Genomic DNA, 22,114 nt, shown 5'->3' with positions numbered 1-22,114 from the left:
AAAATAATTTTCATTTTTTCATCAATATATTCAAAAAAATTTTCAGGAGGGTTATCATGTTTAAAAATTTACAAAAAATTGGTAAATCGTTTATGCTTCCTATCGCTATTTTACCTGCTGCGGGATTACTACTAGGTATAGGTGGAGCTCTTTCTAATTCAAATACTGTTAATGCATATCCATTTTTAAACATTCCTTTTTTACAAGGAATTTTAAAAGTCATGTCAGCTTCTGGAGAAGTTATTTTTGCAAACTTAGCACTAATAATGTGTATTGGTTTAGCTATCGGTTTAGCAAAAAAAGACAAAGGAACTGCTTGTTTAGCTGGAGCTGTTGCTTTTCTTGTTATGAATGCATCTATAAAAGGATTAATTACAGCTTTCAATCCTTCTGTAGTCTCAATTGATACTGGAGTTGTCGGTTCTATTGTTATTGGTTCTATTGTTGCCTTTTTACATAATAGATATAGTAATGTAAAATTGCCTGCAGTATTAGGATTCTTCGGTGGTTCAAGATTTGTTCCAATTATCTCATCTTTTACTGCAATAGGTATCGGAATACTATTCTTCCTGACTTGGCCAACTTTTCAAAACTGGTTAACTTTTGCTGGTAAATCTATTGCAAGTTTAGGAATTTTAGGAACATTTCTTTATGGTTTTCTTTTAAGACTTAGTGGTGCTATCGGCTTACACCATATGATTTATCCCCTATTTTGGTATACTGAACTTGGTGGTACTGCTGAAATCGCTGGTAAATCTATTGTTGGAGCACAAAATATTTTCTTTGCACAATTAGCTGATCCAAATCACACTGGTTTATTTACAGAAGGAACTAGATTCTTTGCTGGACGTTTTGCTACTATGATGTTTGGTCTTCCTGGTGCTTGTCTTGCTATGTATAAGTGTGCTCCTCAAAATAAAAAAAATGCTGTTGGGGGATTATTCCTTAGTGGTGCAATTACATCTTTCATAACAGGAATAACAGAACCTATTGAATTTATGTTTTTATTTGTTGCTCCTTGGCTATATGGTGTTCATGCTTTCTTTGATGGATTATCTTTCCTTGTAGCTGATTTATTAAATATATCTATCGGAAATACTTTCTCAGGTGGATTAATAGACTTCACTCTTTTCGGAGTTTTACAAGGTAATGCTACTACAAACTGGATTTATGTTTTAATCGTTGGAGCCTTCTGGTTTGCTCTATACTATTTTACTTTTTCATTCTTAATAAAACGTTTTAATATTGCGACACCTGGAAGAGAAGGTGATGACCAAGAAATTAAAATTATCACTAAAGATTCTTTATATGAGACATCTAAAGAGATTTTAGCTGCTCTTGGTGGAAAGGAAAATATTGACGATATTGATGCTTGTATAACTAGACTTAGAGTTTCTGTCAAAGATGTTTCTAAAGTTGATAAAATCAAGATTAAGAATTTAGGAGCAACTGGTGTTTTAGAAGTTCAAGGTGGAATACAAGCTATTTTTGGAGCAATGGCTGATCCTATAAAACAAAAAATAAACGAAATCATAGAAAATAATTAAGGAGGAAATCAAGAAAATGAATAAAGGTCTTATTGTTTCATGTCAAGCGTTAGAGAGTGAACCACTACATAGTTCTTTTATTATGGGAAGAATGGCTGTTGCCGCTGAAATGGGCGGAGCAGTTGGGATTAGAGCTAATGGCGTAGAGGATATTTTAGAAATAAAAAAATTAGTTGATCTTCCTATCATTGGAATTATAAAAAAAGATTACGAAGGAATGGTTTCATATATCACTCCAACAGAAAAAGAATTAGAAGCTTTAATTGCAACTGATATAGATGTTATCGCTCTTGATGCAACTATAAATGCTGATATTGAGCTTTTAAAATCTTTAAAAATAAAGTATCCAAATCAAAAATTTATGGCGGATATCTCAACTGTTGAAGAGGGGATTCGTGCCGAAGAGTTAGGGTTTGATTTTATTGGAACAACTTTAGTTGGTTATACCGAGCATTCTAAAGGATTAAATAACTTTGATGTTTTAAAAGAACTTATAGCTAAATGTAAAAAACCTGTTATTGCTGAAGGGAATTTTGATACACCTGAAAAATCTAGGTCTGCTATGGAGATGGGTTCATATGCTGTTGTTGTAGGTGGAGCTATAACTAGACCTCAGCTAATCGCTAAAAAATTCAGCGATGAAATAAACAAAGTTAATTTCTAAAATAAAAAAAGAGGCTGACCAAAATGGTCAACCTCTTTTTTTCCTCTACCTTTAAAAGTTCAATTTGATTATTAATTTTTACTGATGAAATCTATAAACCTATCAATAGCCTCATTTAAAATCTCTTTATCCTTAACCAAAGATATTCTGATATAGTTATCCATTCCAAACGCAACTCCAGGAACAACAGCAACCCTCTCTTCTTCTAAAAGTTTTTGAGCAAACTCTAAAGAACCTAACTCAGTTATTCCATCCAATGAAATAAATATATATATAGCTCCTTTCGGTTCTATTGCAGATATATTTGCTTCTTTCAATTTTCTATATACTAACTGAGCACGCTGTTTATAAATTCCTACCTGTTCCGATATATCCTGACATTTTCTAGCAGCAATAAGAGCTCCTCTTTGAGATATAATGCTTGGTGATGTCACCGCATATTGATGAACTTTAACAAGATAATCTCTCAATTTTTTATGAGCTATAATATAACCAACTCTCCATCCTGTCAATGAATGAGACTTTGAGAATCCATTTACTAAAATTACATTCTCTCTGTATCTATCATCTAAAAACGTATTGTGATTTACATCAAAAACAAGCTCACTATAAACCTCATCACTTATTATGTAGATATGATTTTCTTTTACAAACTCTAAAATTTCATCTCTATTTTCTTTTGATATAACAACTCCTGAAGGATTTGATGGATAGTTTAAAATTATGGCTTTTGTTTTTGAAGTGACATATTTTTTTAAAGTTTCCACTGTCAATTCAAAGTTGTCTTTCGAAGTATCTACTTTTACTAAATTAGCTCCTGCTAAATTTATCAGAGGTTCATACCCTGGGTATACTGGTAGAGGTGCAATAACCTCATCACCTGGTAAAATAACAGTTCTAATTGCCGTTGATAATCCCTCTGTACTTCCAACTGTTATGATTATCTCATCTGATTTTACATCAACTTTATACTTCTCTCTATAAAATTTTGCAATCTCTTCTCTTAGCTCTATCATCCCACCAAGTTGCGGATAACCTAACTTCCCCTCTTGCATATACTCTATAGTTCCATCTATAACCTCTTTTGGCTGAGGCAAATCCGGCTCACCAATTGTTAAATTGATAAGCTCTTTCTCTCCACCTTCATACTCTCTACACGCTTCTGCTATTTTTCTAATAACAGATATCTCTATTTTATCTAAATTTGGATTTACTTTTAACATATTTTCTCCTCGAACTACTTTTTCATTAAAACCTCTGCAATCTGAATTGCATTCGTTGCTGCTCCTTTTCTTATGTTATCAGCTACAACCCAAAGATTTAATCCATTTTGGATACTAAAATCTTTTCTGATACGTCCAACAAAAACATCATCTTTTCCTGTTGCTGACGCAGCTAAAGGATAAATACTATTTTGTACATCATCCTCTAAAATTATTCCATCAAACTCTCTAAATTTAGCTTTTAACTCCTCTATATTAGGTTCTCTTTCCAACTCAACATTTATAGATACAGAATGCCCATTCATAACTGGAACTCTAACACAAGTTGCCGTCACAGGAAGCTCCCAATTACCTAAAATTTTACGAGTTTCGTTTATCATTTTCTCCTCTTCTTTTGTGTACCCATTTTCTAGGAAAGAATCTATCTGTGGCAAACAGTTATTCACTATTGGATGAGGATAAGTTTTTGGTGCCTCTCCTTTAAGTCCTCTCTCTAAATCCTCTATGCCTTTTATTCCACTTCCAGATACAGCTTGATAAGTTGAATAAACAACTCTTTTTATTCCATAAAGATCATTAATCACTTTTAAAGGAACAACCGATTGAATCGTTGAACAATTTGGATTAGCTATTATACCTTTATTTTTAAATATATCCTCAGGATTTACTTCTGGTACAACTAAAGGAACATCCTTATCCATTCTCCAAGCACTACTATTATCAACCACAACTACACCTTTTTCACTCGCAATAGGCGCAAATTTTTTACTAATATCTCCTCCTGCTGAAAATAGTGCTATATCTATATCCCTATCGAAACTATTTTCAGTTAGCTCCTCTATAACTAAAGTTTTTCCTTTAAAAATAACCTCTTTTCCTGCTGAACGAGCTGATGCAAATAGATATAAATTATCTATCGGTAAATCCCTCTCCTCTAAAACTTTTAAAAATGTTCCTCCAACTAATCCACTCGCTCCAACTATCGCTATATTATACATTGCTTTATCCTCCTATTATATTGAAAATACTTCTGCTAGTCTTTCTACTACTTTTACCGCTTCATCCTCTTTTATGATTAACGATATTGAAATCTCTGATGTTGTACACTGATAAAACGCTGCATCTATATCTGCTAAAACTTCAAATACTTTTGCTGCTACTCCAAAGTTGCTTATCATTCCTATTCCTACTAAAGATATTTTTACAACTCCCGTTCTTTTTGTAACTTCTATTGCAGGAATCTCTTTTCTAATATCCTCTAATGAGTTATTTAGAAAGTGATCATCTGTTAAAGGACAAGTGAATCCTATACTTCCTTTTATATTCTGAACCTCATTTTGTGATATCATATCTACATTTACACTATGCTTTGCTAGATTATTAAAAACAGTAGCTACATTTTTAGGTACTCCTGAAAAATTCTCTAGATTTACCATTATAACATTTTTATTTATAGATATTCCAGTCACAGCTTTTTTCTCTATTATCTCATTGCTATCACAAATATATGTACCTGTTTCAACCCCTAAAGTTTGCCCAACATATATTCTAACTCCATACTTTTTTCCTATCTCAACCGCTCTTGTCTCCATTACACCAGCTCCTAAATTTGCCATCTCCATCATCTCCTCGTATGAAATTTTTTCTAGTTTTTTTGCATTTTTATAAACTCTAGGATCTACTCCAAATATTCCGGTAACATCTGTATAAATCTCACAATCACATTTTAAAGCTGCTGCCAAAGCTACAGCACTCGTATCTGATCCTCCTCTTCCAAGAGTTGTTACATCACCATTATCATTTATACCTTGAAACCCCGCAACTATAACTACTTTTCCATCTTTTAGATGTTTTTCTATTCTATCTATCTTTATGCTCTCTATCTTATTTTTTGTATGAACTCCACCAGTTCTAATTCCTGCTTGAGCTCCTGTTAAAGATATTGCCTTACACCCCTGCTCTTTTAAAGCCATACTCAAAAGAGATGTTGTTTGCTGCTCTCCTGTGGATAAAAGAGAATCTAGTTCTCTTACATCAGGGGTATCCGATATCTCCTTAGCTAACTTTATAAGTGCATCCGTTGTCTTACCCATTGCTGAAACTACAATTACAACTTCATCACCCTCTTTATAATTTTTAGCTATATCCATAGCTATATTTTTTATTTTTTCTGTTGTTGCAACTGAACTTCCACCAAATTTTTTTACTACTCTCATTAGTTCCTCCTCCGATGACATTATAATAAAAAAAACGATAGTCAAAAAAATAACTATCGCCTGAAAAACTCATTTCAACTATGTTAGCTTAAAATAATAATCTACGATAGCACAACACCATTTCGGTGACAGTTGTATAAATCTTCTTTATACACCCAGCTCATCTTTCTAGTAGAAAAAGTTGAACTTCGGCGAACTTCCCTTTCAACAAACCTCTCTGACCTACTAAATCTTAGTTTGTTTACTTTTGAATTTCGCAACCTCTATCAAAATATTAATTTAAGGTAGAATATCATTTTTTTTTTAGAATGTCAAAACTTTTTTCTTAGTAAGGCTTCAATCTTAATTGGTAGACCAAATAGATTTATAAATCCTTCTGCATCTTGTTGGTTGTAAACACTATCTTTTTCAAACGTTGAATACTCCTCTGAGTACAATGAAAATGGTGATGTTGTTCCTGCTAAAATTATATTTCCTTTATACAATTTTAATTTCACTTCACCTGTCACAAACTCCTGTGTAACATCTACAAAAGCTGAAATAGCTGCTCTTAAAGTTGTAAACCACTGTCCATTATAAACTAATTTTGAAAAATCGTGAGAAAGTTTTACTTTCTCTTGGTAGGTATCTTTATCTAAACACAATCTTTCTAACTCTTCATGTGCAAAGTATAAAATTGTTCCTCCTGGCGTTTCATAGACTCCTCTAGATTTCATTCCAACCAGTCTATTTTCAACCATATCTAAAACACCAATTCCATGCTCTGATCCTATTTTATTAAGTTTTTTTATGATTTCAACACCTGATAACTTCTCTCCATTTAAAGCTACTGGAACTCCTTTAATAAACTCTAAAGTTATATATTCACTCTTCTCGTTTGCAGCTTCTAAAGTTTTTACCCACTGTAAAACATTTTCAAAATTTGGCTCTTTTGATGGATATTCCAAATCAAACCCTTCGTGACTCACATGAAAAAGATTCTCATCTCTACTGTATGGAGATTTTTTATGAAATGGAAGAGTTATCCCTTTTTTCTCTAAATATTCTATCTCCTCCTCTCTAGATTTTATATCCCAAATACGCCACGGTGCTATTACCTTTAAAGATGGATCAAGAGCCTTTATAGCTAATTCAAATCTAACCTGATCATTTCCTTTTCCTGTTGCCCCGTGCGAAATATATTTCGCTCCTTCTTTGTGTGCTATCTCTACTAAGGCTTTTCCTATTACTGGTCTTGCCATAGAGGTTCCTAATAGGTATTTATTTTCATATATTGCACCAGCTTTCAGAGTTGGAAATATATAATCATTTACAAACTCCTCTACTTTATCCACCAAATAAAATTTTGATGCTCCTGTCACATAAGCTTTCTCTTCAATGGCTTTAAAATCCTCTTTTTGTCCAACATCCACAGCAACAGCTATAACCTCGTAATCATAATTTTCCTTTAACCAAGGTACTATAACCGATGTGTCTAATCCCCCAGAGTACGCTAAAATAACCTTTTCTTTCATTAATATCCTCCCTAGTTAAAATATTTTATAATAAGTTTGTCGTAAGTTCCCTCTTCTTTTATCTCTTTTAAAGCTTTATTTATCGATTCTACAAGCTCTTTTTTCCCTTTAGCAACAGCTATAGCATACTTCTCCTCTTCTGCATCAATTTTTACAACTTTCAACCCTTTATTTTGTGATATATAGCTTCCTGCTGGTGCTGAATCAAGAATCATAGCGTCTATCTTTCCAGAACTTAAAGCCATGATTGCACCCGGTGCTGAATTGTATTGGATTTTATCTATACCCTCAATTTTTGAAACCATCAAATCTCCCGTATATCCTAATACTACTCCCACTTTTTTCCCTTTTAATGCATCTAGATTTGCAATAGTTGAATCCTTTTCAGGTACTATTATCACTTGATTAGCTACAAAATAATCATCTGAAAAATCTACAAACTTTTCTCTTTCAGCTGTCATAGTCATTCCAGCAATGACTAAATCCAATTTATTTGTCTGAAGTGCTGGAAGCAGTCCATCAAATGTTATGTTTTTTATTTTTATCTCCTTTCCTATTTTTTCTCCGACCTTATTTATTAAATCAATATCAAATCCAACTATCTCACCATTTTCCATATATTCAAATGGTGCAAACTCCGCATTTGTTCCCACATATAAAACATCATTTCCAAAACCTAAAACTCCCATAATACAAAATAAAACTACTGATAACATCTTTTTCATAATACTTACCTCCTAATTTTTATTTTTTATATATTTTATTTTTGAGTATAAAAAAAGTCAGTGCTATCAAAACACTGACTCAAAATACAATTGTAACTTTATAGAATAATAAAAAATCTATAGCATAACAACATTAATGAGATTGTTTTTTAGGGCACACAAAAATATATTCTTTTTGTTAATTCTAGTTTGTGTCCTTAAAATCCTTCTCATAGTCATCTGCTTTCCTCCTTTAATTTTTTATTTGAAATGATAATATCAGATTTGATGTGAAAATGTCAATCTTTTTTTGAAAAAATTTTTTCACTTTTTTTATTTTTATTTTTATTTATACAGTATATTTTTTTAATTCTAATTCTATATAGAATATATTTTATTTTTATGACTTTATGAGGTAATAAATTACTGTTCTTAAATATATTTTATTTACTGGAGGAGATTATGTTAAATCAAGAAATTTTCAATGCGATGACTATTAAATTAACTGCTGCTGATATTCCTTTAGAGATTCAAAAATTTGATCCTAAAATAAGAAGAGCTCCTAAAAGAGTTGTTCACTTAGAAAAAGATGAAATTGCACTTGCTCTTAAAAATGCTCTTAGATATATTCCTGAGGAGTTTCATGAAATGCTTGCTCCTGAGTTTTTAGATGAACTTAAGACTTATGGGAGAATATATGGGTATAGATTTAGACCAACTGGAAATATCTATGGTAAACCTATATTTGAATACAAAGGAAACTGTACCGATGCTAAAGCTATCCAAGTTATGATTGATAATAACCTTGATTTTGACATCGCTCTTTATCCTTATGAACTTGTTACTTATGGTGAAACAGGACAAGTTTGTCAAAACTGGATGCAATATAGATTAATTAAAAAGTATCTTGAAAATATAACAATGGATCAAACTCTTGTTGTAGCTTCAGGTCACCCGACTGGACTTTTTAAATCTCATCCTTCATCTCCTAGAGTTATAATAACTAATGGTCTTATGATTGGAGCTTTTGATGACTATGATAACTGGGCTAGAGGAGCTGCCCTTGGAGTTGCTAATTATGGACAGATGACAGCAGGTGGATGGATGTATATCGGTCCACAAGGAATTGTTCATGGAACTTATTCAACAATCTTAAACGCTGGTAGACTTTTCTGTGGAGTTCCTGCTGATGGTGACTTAAGAGGAAAACTTTTTGTTACGTCAGGTCTTGGTGGAATGAGTGGAGCTCAAGGAAAAGCTACTGTAATTGCTAAAGGGGTTTCTATTATTGCAGAAGTAGATCTATCTAGAATTCAAACTAGATTAGAACAAGGATGGATAAACAAATTCCTTTCTACTCCAGCTGAAGTTTTCACTTTAGCAAAAGAGAAAATGAATTCTAAAACTCCATATGCCATAGCTTATCAGGGTAATATTGTAGATTTATTAGAATACGCTGACAAAAACAACATTCATATAGATCTTCTATCTGATCAAACTTCTTGTCATGCTGTTTACGATGGAGGATATTGTCCTGTTGGAATAACATTTGAAGAGAGAACTAGACTTCTAGCTGAAGACAGAAAAACATTTAGAAAATTAGTTGATGAAACTTTAGAAAGACACTATAATGTTATTAAAAGTTTAACTAGTAAAGGTGTGTATTTCTTTGATTATGGTAATAGCTTCCTAAAATCTATATATGATATAGGAATTAAAGAGATTTCAAAAAATGGAAGAGACGATAAAGGTGGATTTATATTCCCATCATACGTTGAAGATATTTTAGGTCCTGAATTATTCGATTATGGATATGGTCCTTTTAGATGGGTTTGTTTATCTGGAAAAAAAGAGGATTTACTTAAAACTGATGCTGCCGCTCTAGAGTTAGTTGATCCAAATAGAAGATACCAAGACAGAGATAACTATGTTTGGATTAAAGATGCCGACGAAAATGGCCTTGTTGTTGGAACTCAAGCTAGAATATTCTATCAAGATGCTATGAGTAGAACTGCTATAGCTTTAAAATTCAATGACATGGTTAGAAAAGGAGAGATTGGTCCTGTTATGTTAGGACGTGATCATCATGATGTATCTGGAACTGATTCTCCATTCAGAGAAACTTCAAACATTAAAGATGGAAGTAATATCATGGCTGATATGGCAACTCAATGTTTTGCCGGAAATGCAGCTAGAGGAATGACTATGATTGCTCTTCACAATGGTGGAGGAGTAGGGATAGGGAAATCTATCAATGGTGGATTTGGAATGGTCCTAGATGGAAGCAAGAGAGTAGATGAGATCTTATCTACAGCTATGCCTTGGGATGTTATGGGAGGGGTTGCAAGAAGAGCTTGGGCAAGAAACCCACACTCTATTGAAACAGTTATCGAGTTTAATAACAATAATCTTGGAACTGATCACATCACACTACCATATATTGCTAGTGAAGACTTAATTAATAAACTATTAGATAAATAACAGGAGTGAGTTATGTACTGGAATGGAAGAGTAGACGGTGAAGAGTTAGATGTTCTTAGAATTCATCAAGTTGTTAAAATTATGACTCTTGAAGAGTTAGTTAATGTGGACTTCGATGAAAAAAAAGTATGTTTTGTTAGTTTTAACTCGGATGAAGGTGTGAGAAGAAACTCTGGAAGATTGGGAGCTAAAGATGGATGGATTCAAGTTAAAAAAGCTTTGTCAGGCTTTCCTATATTTAAAGAGAATCTAAAATTTTATGATTTAAAGTTTCCAATTGAAGTTGTTGGGCATGATCTTGAATCTGCACATACTGAATTAGCTAATATTGTTGCAGAACTTAAGAAGAGAAATTTCTTAGTTGTTCTTTTAGGCGGTGGACATGATATAGCCTTTGCTAACTATAGTGGTATTTTACAATACGCTTTAGAAAAAAATACAACCCCTAAAATTGGAATCATAAACTTTGATGCCCACTTTGATATGAGAGAGTACTCTAACGGAAGAAATTCAGGAACTATGTTTTTACAAATAGCTGATATATGTAAAGAAAAGAACCTTAATTTTGATTACAATGTTTTTGGAATTCAAAAATTCTCTAACACAAAAAGGCTTTTTGATAGAGCTGATCATCTTGGTGTAAAATACTATTTTGCAGAAGAGATAAGAACAATTCCTAACGATGAACTTTACTCTATTTTAAATAGGAATGACTATATTCATCTAACTTTATGTACTGATGTATTTCATATTACATCTGCACCAGGAGTTAGTGCACCTCAAACTTTTGGTGTAAATCCTAGAAATGCCTTACCACTACTTAAAACAATTGCTAGATATTCTAAAAATTTAACAATTGATGTTGCTGAAATCAATCCTACATTCGACTATGATGATAGAACATCTCGATTGATGGCAAACATAATATATGAACTTATTCTCTGTCATTTTGAATAGTATACTGGAGAGGATAAATTTTGAAAGAGTTATTTAATAGATTAAAATCTGAGTCGCTATTTCTTATAGCGACCCTTTTTGCTGCCTTGAGCAGTTTTATTTCATTACCAAAATTTTCATATATTGATACTCATGTATTGATGATACTTTTTAATCTGATGGTTGTTGTTGAACTCTACAAAAAAGAGAGTATTTTGGATTTTATAGCTATCAGTTTTTTAAAAAAGTATAATAATCAAAGAGTTATATGTGCTGCTCTAATATTTTTAGTTTTTTTCTTTAGTATGTTTTTAACTAATGATGTGGCACTTATAACTTTTGTACCTCTAACTATAATAATTGGAAAAAAATCAAATTTTTCAACTTTAAAAATTGTTATTTTAGAAACTATTGCTGCTAATTTAGGAAGTGCTTTAACCCCTATGGGAAGCCCTCAAAATATTTTTATATTTTCTAAATTTGCACCTTCAGCTATAGAGTTTTTTAAAATTACAATTGGAATATCATCTTTAGGTTTAATTATTCTTTTAGTTATTAATTTTTTTACACCAAAGGATCAGCTATATTTTGAGTTAGACATACCTATTTTGAATAAAAATTTAAATGTTTTATTTTCATCAACTATTTTTATTTTAGTTTTGATGAATATATTTTTTAAATTTCCAATAACCTATATAACTCTTTTAAATCTAACTTATCTTATTTTAAGAAAAGAAAATATTTTAAAAGAATTAGATTGGATTCTTTTGGCTACTTTTGTCAGCTTCTTTATATTTGTTGGTAATCTTTCTAATATAACTTTTATAAAAGAGATAATGACAAATTTACTGGCAACTGATTTAGGAATATATTTAACTGGAATCTTTATGAGTCAAATTATCAGTAATGTTCCTGCTGCAATTCTTATTTCTGGTTTCACAGCAGAATGGAAACCTCTTCTTATAGGAGTTAATATTGGTGGTCTTGGAACTTTAATCGCATCGTTAGCTAGTTTAATATCGTATAAACTATATCTTGATGAATATCCTGAAGATAAAAAAGAATATTTTAAGATTTTTTCAATTTTAAATTTTGCAATTCTAATTCTTTTAGGAAGTCTATTTATATTTTTCATCTAAAACAAAAGCCTAGCAAAAAGTATTTTTGCTAGGCTTTTAATTTAATAATATAAATCTATAATATTTATCTCACTCGTACTGTTAACTCTATACGGTATAAGCCATGAGCTAAATCCAGCACTCACAAGTGTATGAGTTTCCTCAAATTTTTTATATCCATGATAATTCTTATACATTTTTTTTACAATTAAATTATATGGAAAAAACTGTCCTCTATGTGTGTGTCCACAAAGCTCTAAATCAATTTTATTTAAAATTGCTTCCTCTATTGAATTCGGATTGTGATCTAGAAGGATTGTTGGTAAATCAGTATTTATTTTTTTTGTTAAATACGCAATTTTTTTTCTTCTTTTATTTGTAACATCATCTCTTCCAATTATATTTACTCCATCAACTGTTAAAACTTCATCTCTTAAAATTTTTATCCCCAAGTTTTCAATATATTTTATATTAGATTCAACTCCGCCTTGATATTCATGATTTCCAACAATAGCATAAATACCATATTTAGGCGTTACCCTTCTAAAACTATTTGAAAAATTCGATTTTATATCTCTACAACTATAATCTATTAAATCTCCACCTATCAAAAGAATATCTGGTTCCTCTTCAAACATTCGCTCTAACGAACGCTCTATATTTTTTTTATTAGTTAATGCAGATAGATGAACATCAGATATAAAAGCTATTCTCAACTTTTTACCTATATTATGATTTTTTAAATGAATCTCCATTTTTATTACTCTAGCAACTGAAAAGTTGTAATAAGAAAAAACAAAAAATATCGGTAAAACTATAAAAGCTACAGTTAACATATCAAATTTAGTTAAGTTGTAAAAATGATTTACAACTCCTAGTATAATCAATAGAAAAAATATATAGTGAGTTATAAAAATATAGTTACCCAAAAATCTTCCTAAAAAAATATTTCTTCTAAAATAACTACGTCTTAAATATATAATTGGTAAAATTGCTAATAAAAACATAAAATTTACTAAAAACAATCGTTCCATAGATCTCTCCTCTTTAGATAAAGTGACTTACGAAAGCTTTCAACCCCATTAAAACTAAAATTCCTCCACCTAGATATTCTGTTTTATAACTTATTAGATGCCCCATCTTATGTCCTAAGAAAACTCCAATTGAAGCTATAAAGAAAGTTATTATTCCAATTATTTCTATCGAATAATATATATCTAAATTTGGAACCAATGAGAATGAAAATCCAATAGCCAAAGCATCAATACTTGTAGCAAACCCTAATAAAAGTAAATTCGACACCATATCGCATTTACCTTTCTCTTCGCACTCTTGCTCCTGCCATCCATCATAAATCATTTTCCCACCAACAAATAATAATAGTATTGTTGTTACAATATAATCATACTGCGATATTTTTTCTGCAAAAACTCCACCTATTCTCCATCCAATATACGGCATCAAAGCCTGAAATCCTCCAAAAACAAGTGCAATTCTAAATATGTTCCTTTTTTTTAATCTCTTCATTGCCAATCCCTCTGTCAATGAAACTGCAAATGCGTCCATAGCCAATCCTATAGATATTAATACTAGTGATAACGTGTCCATATCTTCCTCCAAATTAGTTTTGTCAATTTACATTATACATTTTCCTCGGAATTTTCTCAATTCCTTTGAAAAATTTCTTAAAAAAAAAGAGAGAAATAAATTCTCTCTTTCAAAGTTATTGATTAAGATACAACCAAATTTAAAACTGATAATGCACCGATTACCCAAAGTGTTAAATTTATTTTCTTTATCTCTCCCGCAGCTACGTGAGTTATTATATAAGCAACAAATCCAAAGCTTAATCCAATACTAATACTGTAAGTTAACGGCATCATAACTATAGTTATAAATGCTGGAACAGCTAACTTCATATCTGTAAAATCTATATTTCCTATAGATTTAAACATAAATACTCCAACTAGTACTAATGCTGGTGCTGATGCGTACCCTGGAACTACTCCTACTAAAGGAGTGAAAAGTAACGCTAATAAAAATAGTCCACTTGTAACTAATGAAGCTAATCCTGTTCTAGCTCCAGCTGCTATTCCAGCTGCTGATTCAGCAAACGATGTTACTGTACTCGTTCCTAAAACAGCTCCGATTAAAGTTGAAGATACATCTACTTGAAGCATTCTTTTTAAACCTTTTGCTCCTTCATCCCCTTGAACTAGTCCCATATTTTTATAACAAGCCATCATAAATCCTAAAGAATCAAATAAATCTATAAACATAAACGAGAAAATCGATCCTATTAATGATATTTTTAAAGCTCCTAAAATATTAACCTTCATAAAGATCGGTGTTATTGCCGGTGGCATTGAAACTATTGCTGTTGGTGCATCTACTATTCCTAAAAACATACCAATTATAGTTGTTATTGCTATACTTATTAAAATTCCACCTCTAACTCTTTTTATCTCACAAACAGCCATTATAGCCAATCCTAAAATTCCTAAAACAGTTGGTAAAGAGAACTTTCCTAATCCTACAAAAGTTGCTGGATTGGCTACAATTACCTCCATATTTTTAAGTCCTATGAATGCTATAAATAATCCAATTCCTGATGTCGCCGCTGTTGAAACAACTGATGGAATAGCATTTGCTATCTTTTCTCTTATTCCACCTAGTGTCATAAGCAAGAAGAATAGTCCTGATATAAATACAACACCTAATGCATCCTCCCAAGAAACTCCTTGCCCTAAAACTAGTGTATAAGTAAAGAATGCATTCAATCCCATTCCTGGTGCTAAAGCAAATGGTGCATTTGCCCACAGTGCAGCTATTCCAGTACCAATCGCTGTCGCTAAACATGTAACTGTTATTAGTGCTCCTTTATCCATTCCAGTAGCTGATAGTATTGCTGGATTAACGAATACTATATATGCCATTGTTAAAAACGTTGTAAGTCCGCCTAAAACCTCTGTTCTAACAGAACTTCCTCTCTCCTCTATCTTAAAAAATCTATTTAATTTATCTGTTAATGTGCTCACTTTATCCTCCACTATATTATGTCCACTACTGGAAATCTATTTGGTAACTCAATCTTTGCTTTCTTTTTTATCTCTTCTGCCTTGATTTTTAATTTTTCAATTAAATCAGCTTCATCTAAAACTAAAATCTCTCTATTTTTCATTAACCACTGACCATTACACATCGTCGATTCAACATTTTCACTCGACATTGTATAAACTATATTAGCTATAGGGTCATGAAGTGGTAATGAGTGAAGTGTATTTGGATTTAAAACTATTAAGTCAGCTTTTTTTCCAACCTCTAAACTTCCTATCTCTTTATCTAATAGTGCACATTTAGCTCCGTGAACTGTTGCCATCTCTAATACTTGCTCTGCTGGAACAGCTTTTGGATTTAAAGTTCTTCCTTTATGAATAAGTGATGTTAAATACATCTCCCTCATCATATCCATTCTATTATTAGAAGGTGCTCCATCTGTTCCTATAGAAACATTCAATCCTTTTTCTAACATCTCTGGAATTCTTGCAAATCCTAAAACAACTTTCATTGCTGCTGCTGGATTATGTGATACTTTTACATCATATAGTCTAAACAGATCTATCTCTCTATCAGTTAGCCAAACTGTATGAACCGCTAATAAATTTGGTCCTAAAGCACCTAATTTATGTAGATGCTCTACTGTTGAATCTCCTCTATTCGCTTTTACATAATCATTCTCTGCTGCTATCTCTGCTATATGCATATGAATTCCTGTATTTAACTCGTCTGCAATCTTTTTTGTTTTTAATATTAACTCATCCGAATTATTAAATATAGTTCTCAATGCAAACCATATTTTTACTCTTCCATCTGCGGTATTATTAAATCTATCATATAAATCTTTTTGAGTTGCAATCTCTTCATCCGCTGTTTTTATCCAGTTTTCTGGAAGTCCAACGCCCTCATCCATAACTGATTTTGAAAGTGCTGCTCTAATTCCTGTAGTTTTTACCGCTTCAACCATAGCATCCACATATTGTCCACCAGATTCTAAAAATGTTGTAACTCCAGATTTTATCATCTCAACACAACAAGCTGTTGATGATATTAAAGAACTTTCATAATCAAAACTACTTTCATATGGCCAAACTCTCTCTCTTAACCAAGTTAAAAGATCCACATCATCTGCAATCCCTCTTCCTAGTTGCTGAGATAAATGAACATGAGTATTTACAAATCCTGGTAATACAATTTTCCCCTTTGCATCTAAAACTTCTACATCTGCTAATAACTTTTTCTCATCTATTTTTCCAATCTCTTTTATTCTATCATTTTCGATTAAGATAGAACCGTTGTTAAAAATTTCTCTTTTTGCATTCATAGAAACTATATATGCATTCTTTATTAAAATTTGTTTCACAAAAAACCTCCGATTAAATAATAAAAAAAGTGTAAACTCTAATCTAGGATAGAATTTACACTCAATTACCACTTAAAATAGATTTTTAAGAGATTTTTAGTATAATCTCTACCCATAGCATCCATATTTGTGGTTAGGACGTAGAAACTTTTGGACCTTATTTCCAAAATATACGAGTAAACTTTTATTGATTATAATACCATATTTGTATGTAAAGTTCAATAACCTTGTGAAAAATATATACTTATTATTTTTTTGAAATCTATGTTATAATTAGCTATTATATTAATAATGAAAGGATCCTCAATTATGAAAAAATATTCTTTTTTTAAAATCGCTCTAATATTTTTTTCGATATTATTTTTAACCAGTTGTAGTGCTATTATGACCTCTATTGGAAACAGTAAGATTGATAATTCCATTAAGATCTACTATTCGAGAGGATTGACCTCTGAAGGAACCCTTGATTTAATATCTGGGTTGAACTATTCACCTGATTCAGGTGTTGGTATAGCTCAATATCAAAAACAATACTCTGAAATTACATCCATAAAAAATAAATTGCTTCAAAACAAATATTTTTCAAAACAAAATCTGAACTCATTAAATCTATATCTACTCACTGTTGAAGAGTTTAGAAAAATACATTCTAAATTTCCTACAGTTAAAATTGATTACAATGATTTTAACTCTTCAAAGTTAAAAATTACTAAGATATTTGAAGATTTTGTTTTAAAAGATGAGAAAATCTACATTCAAAGAAATCAAAAAATACAAAATATTAACTATTATAAAACTTTAAATAAATATATAAATAGTTATATAATAAATAGTGCTATTCAGAGTCTTGAAAGAGATGTTACTATCAACCTATATATCTCTTCATCTTTCAGAGGATTTTCTAAATTAGACTACTTAGTTACAAACGCATTAATTCATGCCTCTGATATGAATATTAATAGAAATCTTGGAAATTATACCATCTTTAAAGGTTTTTCAAGTTCAATAACACCTACATCTAAAAATTATTTTATTGATTTTAATTTCTCAAATGTATATATTAGAACACTTGAAACAAGAGAAGAGATAAAAGATAAAAATAAAATATTTATTGCTAATAAAAGAGTTACAATAAGTGGATTTTACAAAATTTATTCACCGAATAGAAAAACATTTACAAAATATTTTGACTTCAGTGAAAATTATACTATTAGAGTAAGAAGTTATGACCATTCAACTTTTTATGATGACGAAAGAGATATAATTAAAGATATTTTAGAAGATAAGTTCTCAAATATTATTCGTTATGATTTAAATAACTTAATTACTCCCTAAAAAATACTCATAAACTTTTAAGTGGAGTTATCTTTATAACTCCACTTTTTTATTTAATCTCCAATGTCACAAGAATCTAAATAGTTTTCAGCCCATTTTTCAATCATTTCTAAAGCTGGTAAAAGAGCCAATCCTTTTTGTGTAAGCTTATATTCAACTCTTGGTGGAACTTCTGGATAAACAATTCTTTCAACAATTCCTTCTTCTTCTAGTGCTTTCAATTGTTCATTTAATATTTTTTGAGTAATACCCTTCGTTCTTCTTTGAAGCTCCAAAAATCTTACAGGTTCATTTTTTAAATGACAAATAATAAGGCCTTTCCATTTTCCACGAATAAACTCCAATCCTAAATCTAATTGGCAAAAATAGTTTTTATCTTTATAATTTAACATTTCATCTCCTTTCAGTTTATAATTCTTTTTTCATTTTAACATTTCAATCAATAATGTCAAATTATAAAATAATTTCAAAATATTTTTCGTTCTATTATAGCTTACTTTACACAATTCTTACTTTTTTGTAACTAACCTTACAAAAATGTGCCTACTTGTTTGAAATAAAAAAATAAATTATAATCCACATATAATATAAATTTATAAATAGTTAGAAGGAGAAACCATGAAAAGTATTTTTGATAAAACAAAATTAGGTAATTTAGAAATGAAAAACAGAATAATAAGAGGAGCACTTTGGGAAGATTTAGCAGATGAAAAAGGTCATATGACTCCTGAGCTTTCAGCTATATATGAAGAGCTAGCAGCAGGTGGAGCAGGAACTCTTATAACTGGATATGCTTTTGTTACTGAAGATGAACAACCTAACCCTGGAATGATGGGAATATATAATGATAGTTTTATAGATGAATACAAAATATTTACTGATAAAATCCACAAATATGGAGCTAATATTATCATGCAAATAGTTTATGGTGGATTTATGACAAACTATAAAGTTGGAGATAGAGTTATTTGGGGCCCATCAACTATGCAAAATGAAAATACAGGAACTTGGGCTAAAGAGATCTCTAAAGAGGAGATTAAATACTTAGTTAAAGCATTTGCTGATGCTGCATTAAGAGTTAAAAAATCTGGATTTGATGGTGTTGAAATACATGGAGGACATGGATATTTATTAAGTCAATTTTTATCTCCGTACTACAACAAAAGAGAAGATGAGTATGGTGGTAGTATCGAAAATAGAGGAAGAATCATTTTTGAAATTTTTACAGCAATGAGAGAGGCTGTAGGAAAAGAGTTTCCTATTTGGATAAAATTAAATTCTGCTGACTTCATTAAAGATGGAGGTCTTACAGAAGAAGATAGTATGTTTGTAGCTAAAAAGTTGTCTGAACTTGGAATCGATGCAATAGAGGTTACTGGTGGAAATGAGTCGATAAAAGAGGTTGGAGAAAATAATTTGGGTGCTGCAAGAACAAAGGTTATTGTTTCAAAAGAAAATGAATCATACTTTAAAAACTATGCTAAAAAATTAGCAGAAGAGATAGAAACTCCTATTATTTTAATCGGTGGAAATAGACATGTGGATGTTATGGAAGATATTTTAAATTCTTCTAAAGTGCAGTATTTCTCTTTATCTAGACCACTTACTTGCGAACCTGATTTAGTTAATATCTGGATGTCTGGAGATTTAAAAAGACCTAAATGTGTATCGTGTAATAAATGCTACTTTACACCAGGAAAAAGATGTATTTTTAACTTAAAAAAATAAATGAAGGAGTTTAAAATGAATTCAATTTTTTATAGAAGAAGTATTAGAAATTTTACTGATAAAGATGTCGAGTGTGAAAAAATAGAGCGTATTTTAAGAGCTGCTATGCAAGCACCATCAGCTCATAATTTTAAGCCGTGGGAATTTATAATTGTTGAAAGTGATGAAAAGAAAAAAGAAATCTCTTTAATGAGCCCTCATGCAACGCCAGCTGGAAAATCAAAAATTTCTATTGTTGTTTTAGGAAATTCAAAATTAATAGAAAAAGATGATATGTGGCTACAGCAAGATTTAGGAGCAGCTATTCAAAATATGCTACTTCAGATTGTTGAAGAAGGATTAGGTGGTGTTTGGCTTGGATTCTATCCTGAAGTTGAAAGAGTTCAAAAAATAAAAAAATATTTTAATCTACCAGAACATATAATCCCATTTGGTGTTGTGTCATTTGGATATTCAGAAGAGGAAAATAAATTTATAGATAGATATGATGAGTCTAAAGTTCATTGTGAAAAATATTGTTCTATAGAAGAATAATTTAAAAACTACCCTGCTATTTATAGCAGGGTAGTTTATTATTTATACAAAGGAAGATAAATCTCTTCGTAAGTTCTTTGCTTTTTAATTTTTGATATTGTATCTTGAATCATATCTTTTAACTCTTTTGAATCTATCCCTAGTTCTTCTATCAAAAATGAAACCTCTTCATAGTTATTAAGTGAATTTTCTAAAACTTGAACTGCGCCCTTAAAGTTTTTATTTCTCCAATGAAGCAATCCAACCGAAATTAGCAGCAAATTTATCGCTACGTGTTTTCTTGTTTCACACTTTGTTTCCTCTACCCAAACATCTTCTAAAATCTCATGACACTCAAAGAAATCTCTCTCATTTTGGAAAACTTCTATAAACTTTAAATATCTCTTTTTATTCTTCATTTAAACCCTCTTCAAAATTTTCTATCAACCAACTATTCACTCTATCTTTTATCTCATTTAACATAAACATCTCATCTAAAACTAATCCTATAAATTTGCCATTCACTACAGCTGTACTCTTCACAAAATCATATCCCTCTATTGAAGTTTCTCCAACTATATTAGCACTTTTTTCTAATAATACATCATAAATAGGTTTCATTCCATTAACAAAAGTAACTGCATAAAAACCCTGATTTCCTCTTCCTATTAATCCCACATCTTTTCCACTAAAATCTATCCCTCTTAATTTTTCAATTACATTTATCCAGTCTTGGTGAGGAACTCCAAAACCATATGTTGGAATTATAAAAATTAACTTGTTGTATCCATTTACTTTCTCAACTAAATCTTCATCCGAAACTTTATATACACCACACTTTTCTTTTAATCTATCCTTAATTAAAGTTGTAACAAACTCACTTTTTCCTCTTTGACTACTATAAAATACTCCAATCATAAATTAATGCACCTCCATTTATACAACTTAAGTATACTATTTTTAATTTTCTTTTTCAATCTTTCTAATGTTTTTTAGAAAAAAATATGTTAAGCTATCAATAACTATTTTTATGAATATCACTTTTTGGAGGAAAAATGAAAAAATTTATATTTACAGGATTACTATTTAGTTCATTGCTTTATGCAAATACTAGAGTTATCAATCAATCTCAATTAAAAGATCAACTTCTACCGAATTTAGAGACAAGTGTTGTTTTTGAAAAATTCAAACCAATTTTAGCTAGAGAAGCTGTATTAGGTGAAACTATTCAAACCTTTACTAAAGATGGATTAGAAACAACTAATACCGTTACTGTTCCAAGCTACATAGTTAAAAATACAACGGAAGCTAAAGAGGAGTACATTGTTCCAAAAGATAAATTTGATAAAAGATATGTGTTCTTAAAAAAAGAAAACTCTACTTGGAATGTTTTCAAACCAATCGGAGAGATAAAAGCTATAAAAGTTAAAAATAAAGAGGAATTTTTCATTATTGCACCGTGGGGAGAAAAAATGATAGTAAAAGAGAATGATTTCTTAGTTTCACCCTTAGATTACTCTGAAATCTATAGAATTGCTAATCATGAATTCTTTGAAACTTATCAACAAAAAAAATAATATTTTTATAAAAGGATTTTTCTTTTTTGACAGTATTGACTTATGAAGTATACGACTATTTTTATGAGACTAACTATATGAAGTCAAGTATATAATTTTGTTTTTTCTAAAATATTTTTTAGAATTTTTTAAAAAAAT

21 protein-coding genes and 2 riboswitches are annotated in these 22,114 nt (G+C 30.6%); of the genes, 9 read left to right on the top strand and 12 right to left on the bottom strand.

The features are described from left to right. Positions 1-56: 56 nt before the first annotated feature. Together L992_RS11660 and L992_RS11655 are read left to right on the top strand one after the other, a co-directional pair. On the top strand, positions 57-1,547 hold the full coding sequence (locus tag L992_RS11660; protein WP_047396416.1) for a PTS transporter subunit EIIC: 1,491 nt from the start codon (positions 57-59) through the stop codon (positions 1,545-1,547). Next, positions 1,543-2,211 carry an N-acetylmannosamine-6-phosphate 2-epimerase gene (locus tag L992_RS11655; protein ID WP_047383157.1) on the top strand — a complete coding sequence of 223 codons (669 nt, stop codon included), beginning with the start codon at positions 1,543-1,545 and terminating at the stop codon, positions 2,209-2,211. Before L992_RS11660 ends, L992_RS11655 begins: the two co-directional genes overlap by 5 nt. A gap of 71 nt (positions 2,212-2,282) precedes the next feature. Here the strand turns inward: L992_RS11655 and L992_RS11650 are convergent, their stop codons facing one another. The 5 genes from L992_RS11650 to L992_RS11630 form a co-directional block, all read right to left on the bottom strand. Further along, positions 2,283-3,434, bottom strand: coding sequence for a pyridoxal phosphate-dependent aminotransferase (locus tag L992_RS11650; RefSeq protein ID WP_047396413.1), 1,152 nt, complete (start codon positions 3,432-3,434; stop codon positions 2,283-2,285). Between the two features lie 14 nt (positions 3,435-3,448). Beyond that, the gene (locus L992_RS11645) at positions 3,449-4,432 is read right to left on the bottom strand and encodes an aspartate-semialdehyde dehydrogenase (protein WP_047396411.1); all 984 of its coding nucleotides are present in this window, start codon (positions 4,430-4,432) and stop codon (positions 3,449-3,451) included. Between the two features lie 15 nt (positions 4,433-4,447). Beyond that, entirely contained in the window at positions 4,448-5,650 is a 1,203-nt protein-coding gene (locus L992_RS11640; protein WP_047396408.1) for an aspartate kinase, read from the bottom strand. Positions 5,651-5,749: 99 nt separating this feature from the next. Further along, positions 5,750-5,924, bottom strand: a riboswitch (Lysine riboswitch). 37 nt (positions 5,925-5,961) lie between these two features. Then, entirely contained in the window at positions 5,962-7,164 is a 1,203-nt protein-coding gene (locus tag L992_RS11635; protein ID WP_047396406.1) for an argininosuccinate synthase, read from the bottom strand. A gap of 11 nt (positions 7,165-7,175) precedes the next feature. Continuing rightward, a complete protein-coding gene (locus tag L992_RS11630) occupies positions 7,176-7,889 on the bottom strand; it encodes a basic amino acid ABC transporter substrate-binding protein (protein ID WP_047383167.1) in 714 nt (237 codons plus the stop codon). Between the two features lie 441 nt (positions 7,890-8,330). Between L992_RS11630 and L992_RS11625 the strand changes: the two genes are divergently transcribed. The 3 genes from L992_RS11625 to L992_RS11615 are packed head-to-tail and all read left to right on the top strand — an operon-like array spanning position 8,331 to position 12,424. Continuing rightward, positions 8,331-10,349 (top strand): urocanate hydratase, encoded by a 2,019-nt coding sequence (locus L992_RS11625; RefSeq protein WP_047396403.1) that lies wholly within the window; start codon positions 8,331-8,333, stop codon positions 10,347-10,349. Between the two features lie 12 nt (positions 10,350-10,361). Next, on the top strand, positions 10,362-11,306 hold the full coding sequence (gene hutG / locus L992_RS11620) for a formimidoylglutamase (protein WP_047383170.1): 945 nt from the start codon (positions 10,362-10,364) through the stop codon (positions 11,304-11,306). Positions 11,307-11,326: 20 nt separating this feature from the next. Further along, positions 11,327-12,424, top strand: a complete 1,098-nt coding sequence (locus L992_RS11615) for an SLC13 family permease (protein WP_197053430.1) — start codon at positions 11,327-11,329, stop codon at positions 12,422-12,424. 41 nt (positions 12,425-12,465) lie between these two features. On the opposite strand, the gene L992_RS11610 is transcribed toward L992_RS11615, so the two are convergent. The 4 genes from L992_RS11610 to L992_RS11595 all read right to left on the bottom strand — a co-directional run bounded on the left by L992_RS11610 (position 12,466) and on the right by L992_RS11595 (position 16,823). Further along, positions 12,466-13,437, bottom strand: coding sequence for a metallophosphoesterase (locus tag L992_RS11610; RefSeq protein ID WP_047383172.1), 972 nt, complete (start codon positions 13,435-13,437; stop codon positions 12,466-12,468). 13 nt (positions 13,438-13,450) lie between these two features. Next, on the bottom strand, positions 13,451-14,011 hold the full coding sequence (locus L992_RS11605; RefSeq protein WP_047383174.1) for a manganese efflux pump MntP family protein: 561 nt from the start codon (positions 14,009-14,011) through the stop codon (positions 13,451-13,453). A gap of 122 nt (positions 14,012-14,133) precedes the next feature. Further along, positions 14,134-15,441, bottom strand: a complete 1,308-nt coding sequence (locus tag L992_RS11600) for an NCS2 family permease (protein ID WP_047383176.1) — start codon at positions 15,439-15,441, stop codon at positions 14,134-14,136. Positions 15,442-15,452: 11 nt separating this feature from the next. After that, complete coding sequence (locus L992_RS11595; protein ID WP_047396398.1) at positions 15,453-16,823, bottom strand: amidohydrolase; 1,371 nt, start codon at positions 16,821-16,823, stop codon at positions 15,453-15,455. A 95-nt stretch (positions 16,824-16,918) separates the two neighbouring features. Then, positions 16,919-17,019: riboswitch (purine riboswitch) on the bottom strand. A 188-nt stretch (positions 17,020-17,207) separates the two neighbouring features. Between L992_RS11595 and L992_RS11585 the strand changes: the two genes are divergently transcribed. Further along, positions 17,208-18,158, top strand: coding sequence for a hypothetical protein (locus L992_RS11585; protein ID WP_156111942.1), 951 nt, complete (start codon positions 17,208-17,210; stop codon positions 18,156-18,158). A gap of 53 nt (positions 18,159-18,211) precedes the next feature. Here L992_RS11585 and L992_RS11580 read toward each other — a convergent pair whose 3' ends face one another. Then, entirely contained in the window at positions 18,212-18,550 is a 339-nt protein-coding gene (locus tag L992_RS11580; RefSeq protein ID WP_047383184.1) for a helix-turn-helix domain-containing protein, read from the bottom strand. A 226-nt stretch (positions 18,551-18,776) separates the two neighbouring features. Here L992_RS11580 and L992_RS11575 point away from each other — a divergent pair, with 226 nt between their 5' ends. Together L992_RS11575 and L992_RS11570 are read left to right on the top strand one after the other, a co-directional pair. Next, positions 18,777-19,886, top strand: coding sequence for an NADH:flavin oxidoreductase (locus L992_RS11575; RefSeq protein ID WP_047383185.1), 1,110 nt, complete (start codon positions 18,777-18,779; stop codon positions 19,884-19,886). A gap of 15 nt (positions 19,887-19,901) precedes the next feature. Further along, positions 19,902-20,420: a nitroreductase family protein gene (locus tag L992_RS11570; protein ID WP_047383187.1), complete on the top strand. Its 519-nt coding sequence runs from the start codon at positions 19,902-19,904 to the stop codon at positions 20,418-20,420. A 38-nt stretch (positions 20,421-20,458) separates the two neighbouring features. Here L992_RS11570 and L992_RS11565 read toward each other — a convergent pair whose 3' ends face one another. Next, positions 20,459-20,818 (bottom strand): DUF309 domain-containing protein, encoded by a 360-nt coding sequence (locus tag L992_RS11565; RefSeq protein ID WP_047396395.1) that lies wholly within the window; start codon positions 20,816-20,818, stop codon positions 20,459-20,461. Then, positions 20,808-21,317, bottom strand: a complete 510-nt coding sequence (locus L992_RS11560) for a flavodoxin domain-containing protein (RefSeq protein ID WP_047396394.1) — start codon at positions 21,315-21,317, stop codon at positions 20,808-20,810. The genes L992_RS11565 and L992_RS11560 overlap by 11 nt, the downstream gene beginning before the upstream one ends. A 137-nt stretch (positions 21,318-21,454) precedes the next feature. On the opposite strand from L992_RS11560, the gene L992_RS11555 reads away from it, so the two are divergent. Beyond that, positions 21,455-21,976 (top strand): hypothetical protein, encoded by a 522-nt coding sequence (locus L992_RS11555; RefSeq protein WP_052191752.1) that lies wholly within the window; start codon positions 21,455-21,457, stop codon positions 21,974-21,976. The last annotated feature ends 138 nt before the right edge of the window (positions 21,977-22,114 follow it).

Source organism: Cetobacterium sp. ZOR0034 (assembly GCF_000799075.1).
Lineage (GTDB): Bacteria > Fusobacteriota > Fusobacteriia > Fusobacteriales > Fusobacteriaceae > Cetobacterium_A.
Note: the sequence above shows the minus strand (reverse complement) of the source record. Positions and strands in the feature narration are given on the sequence as shown.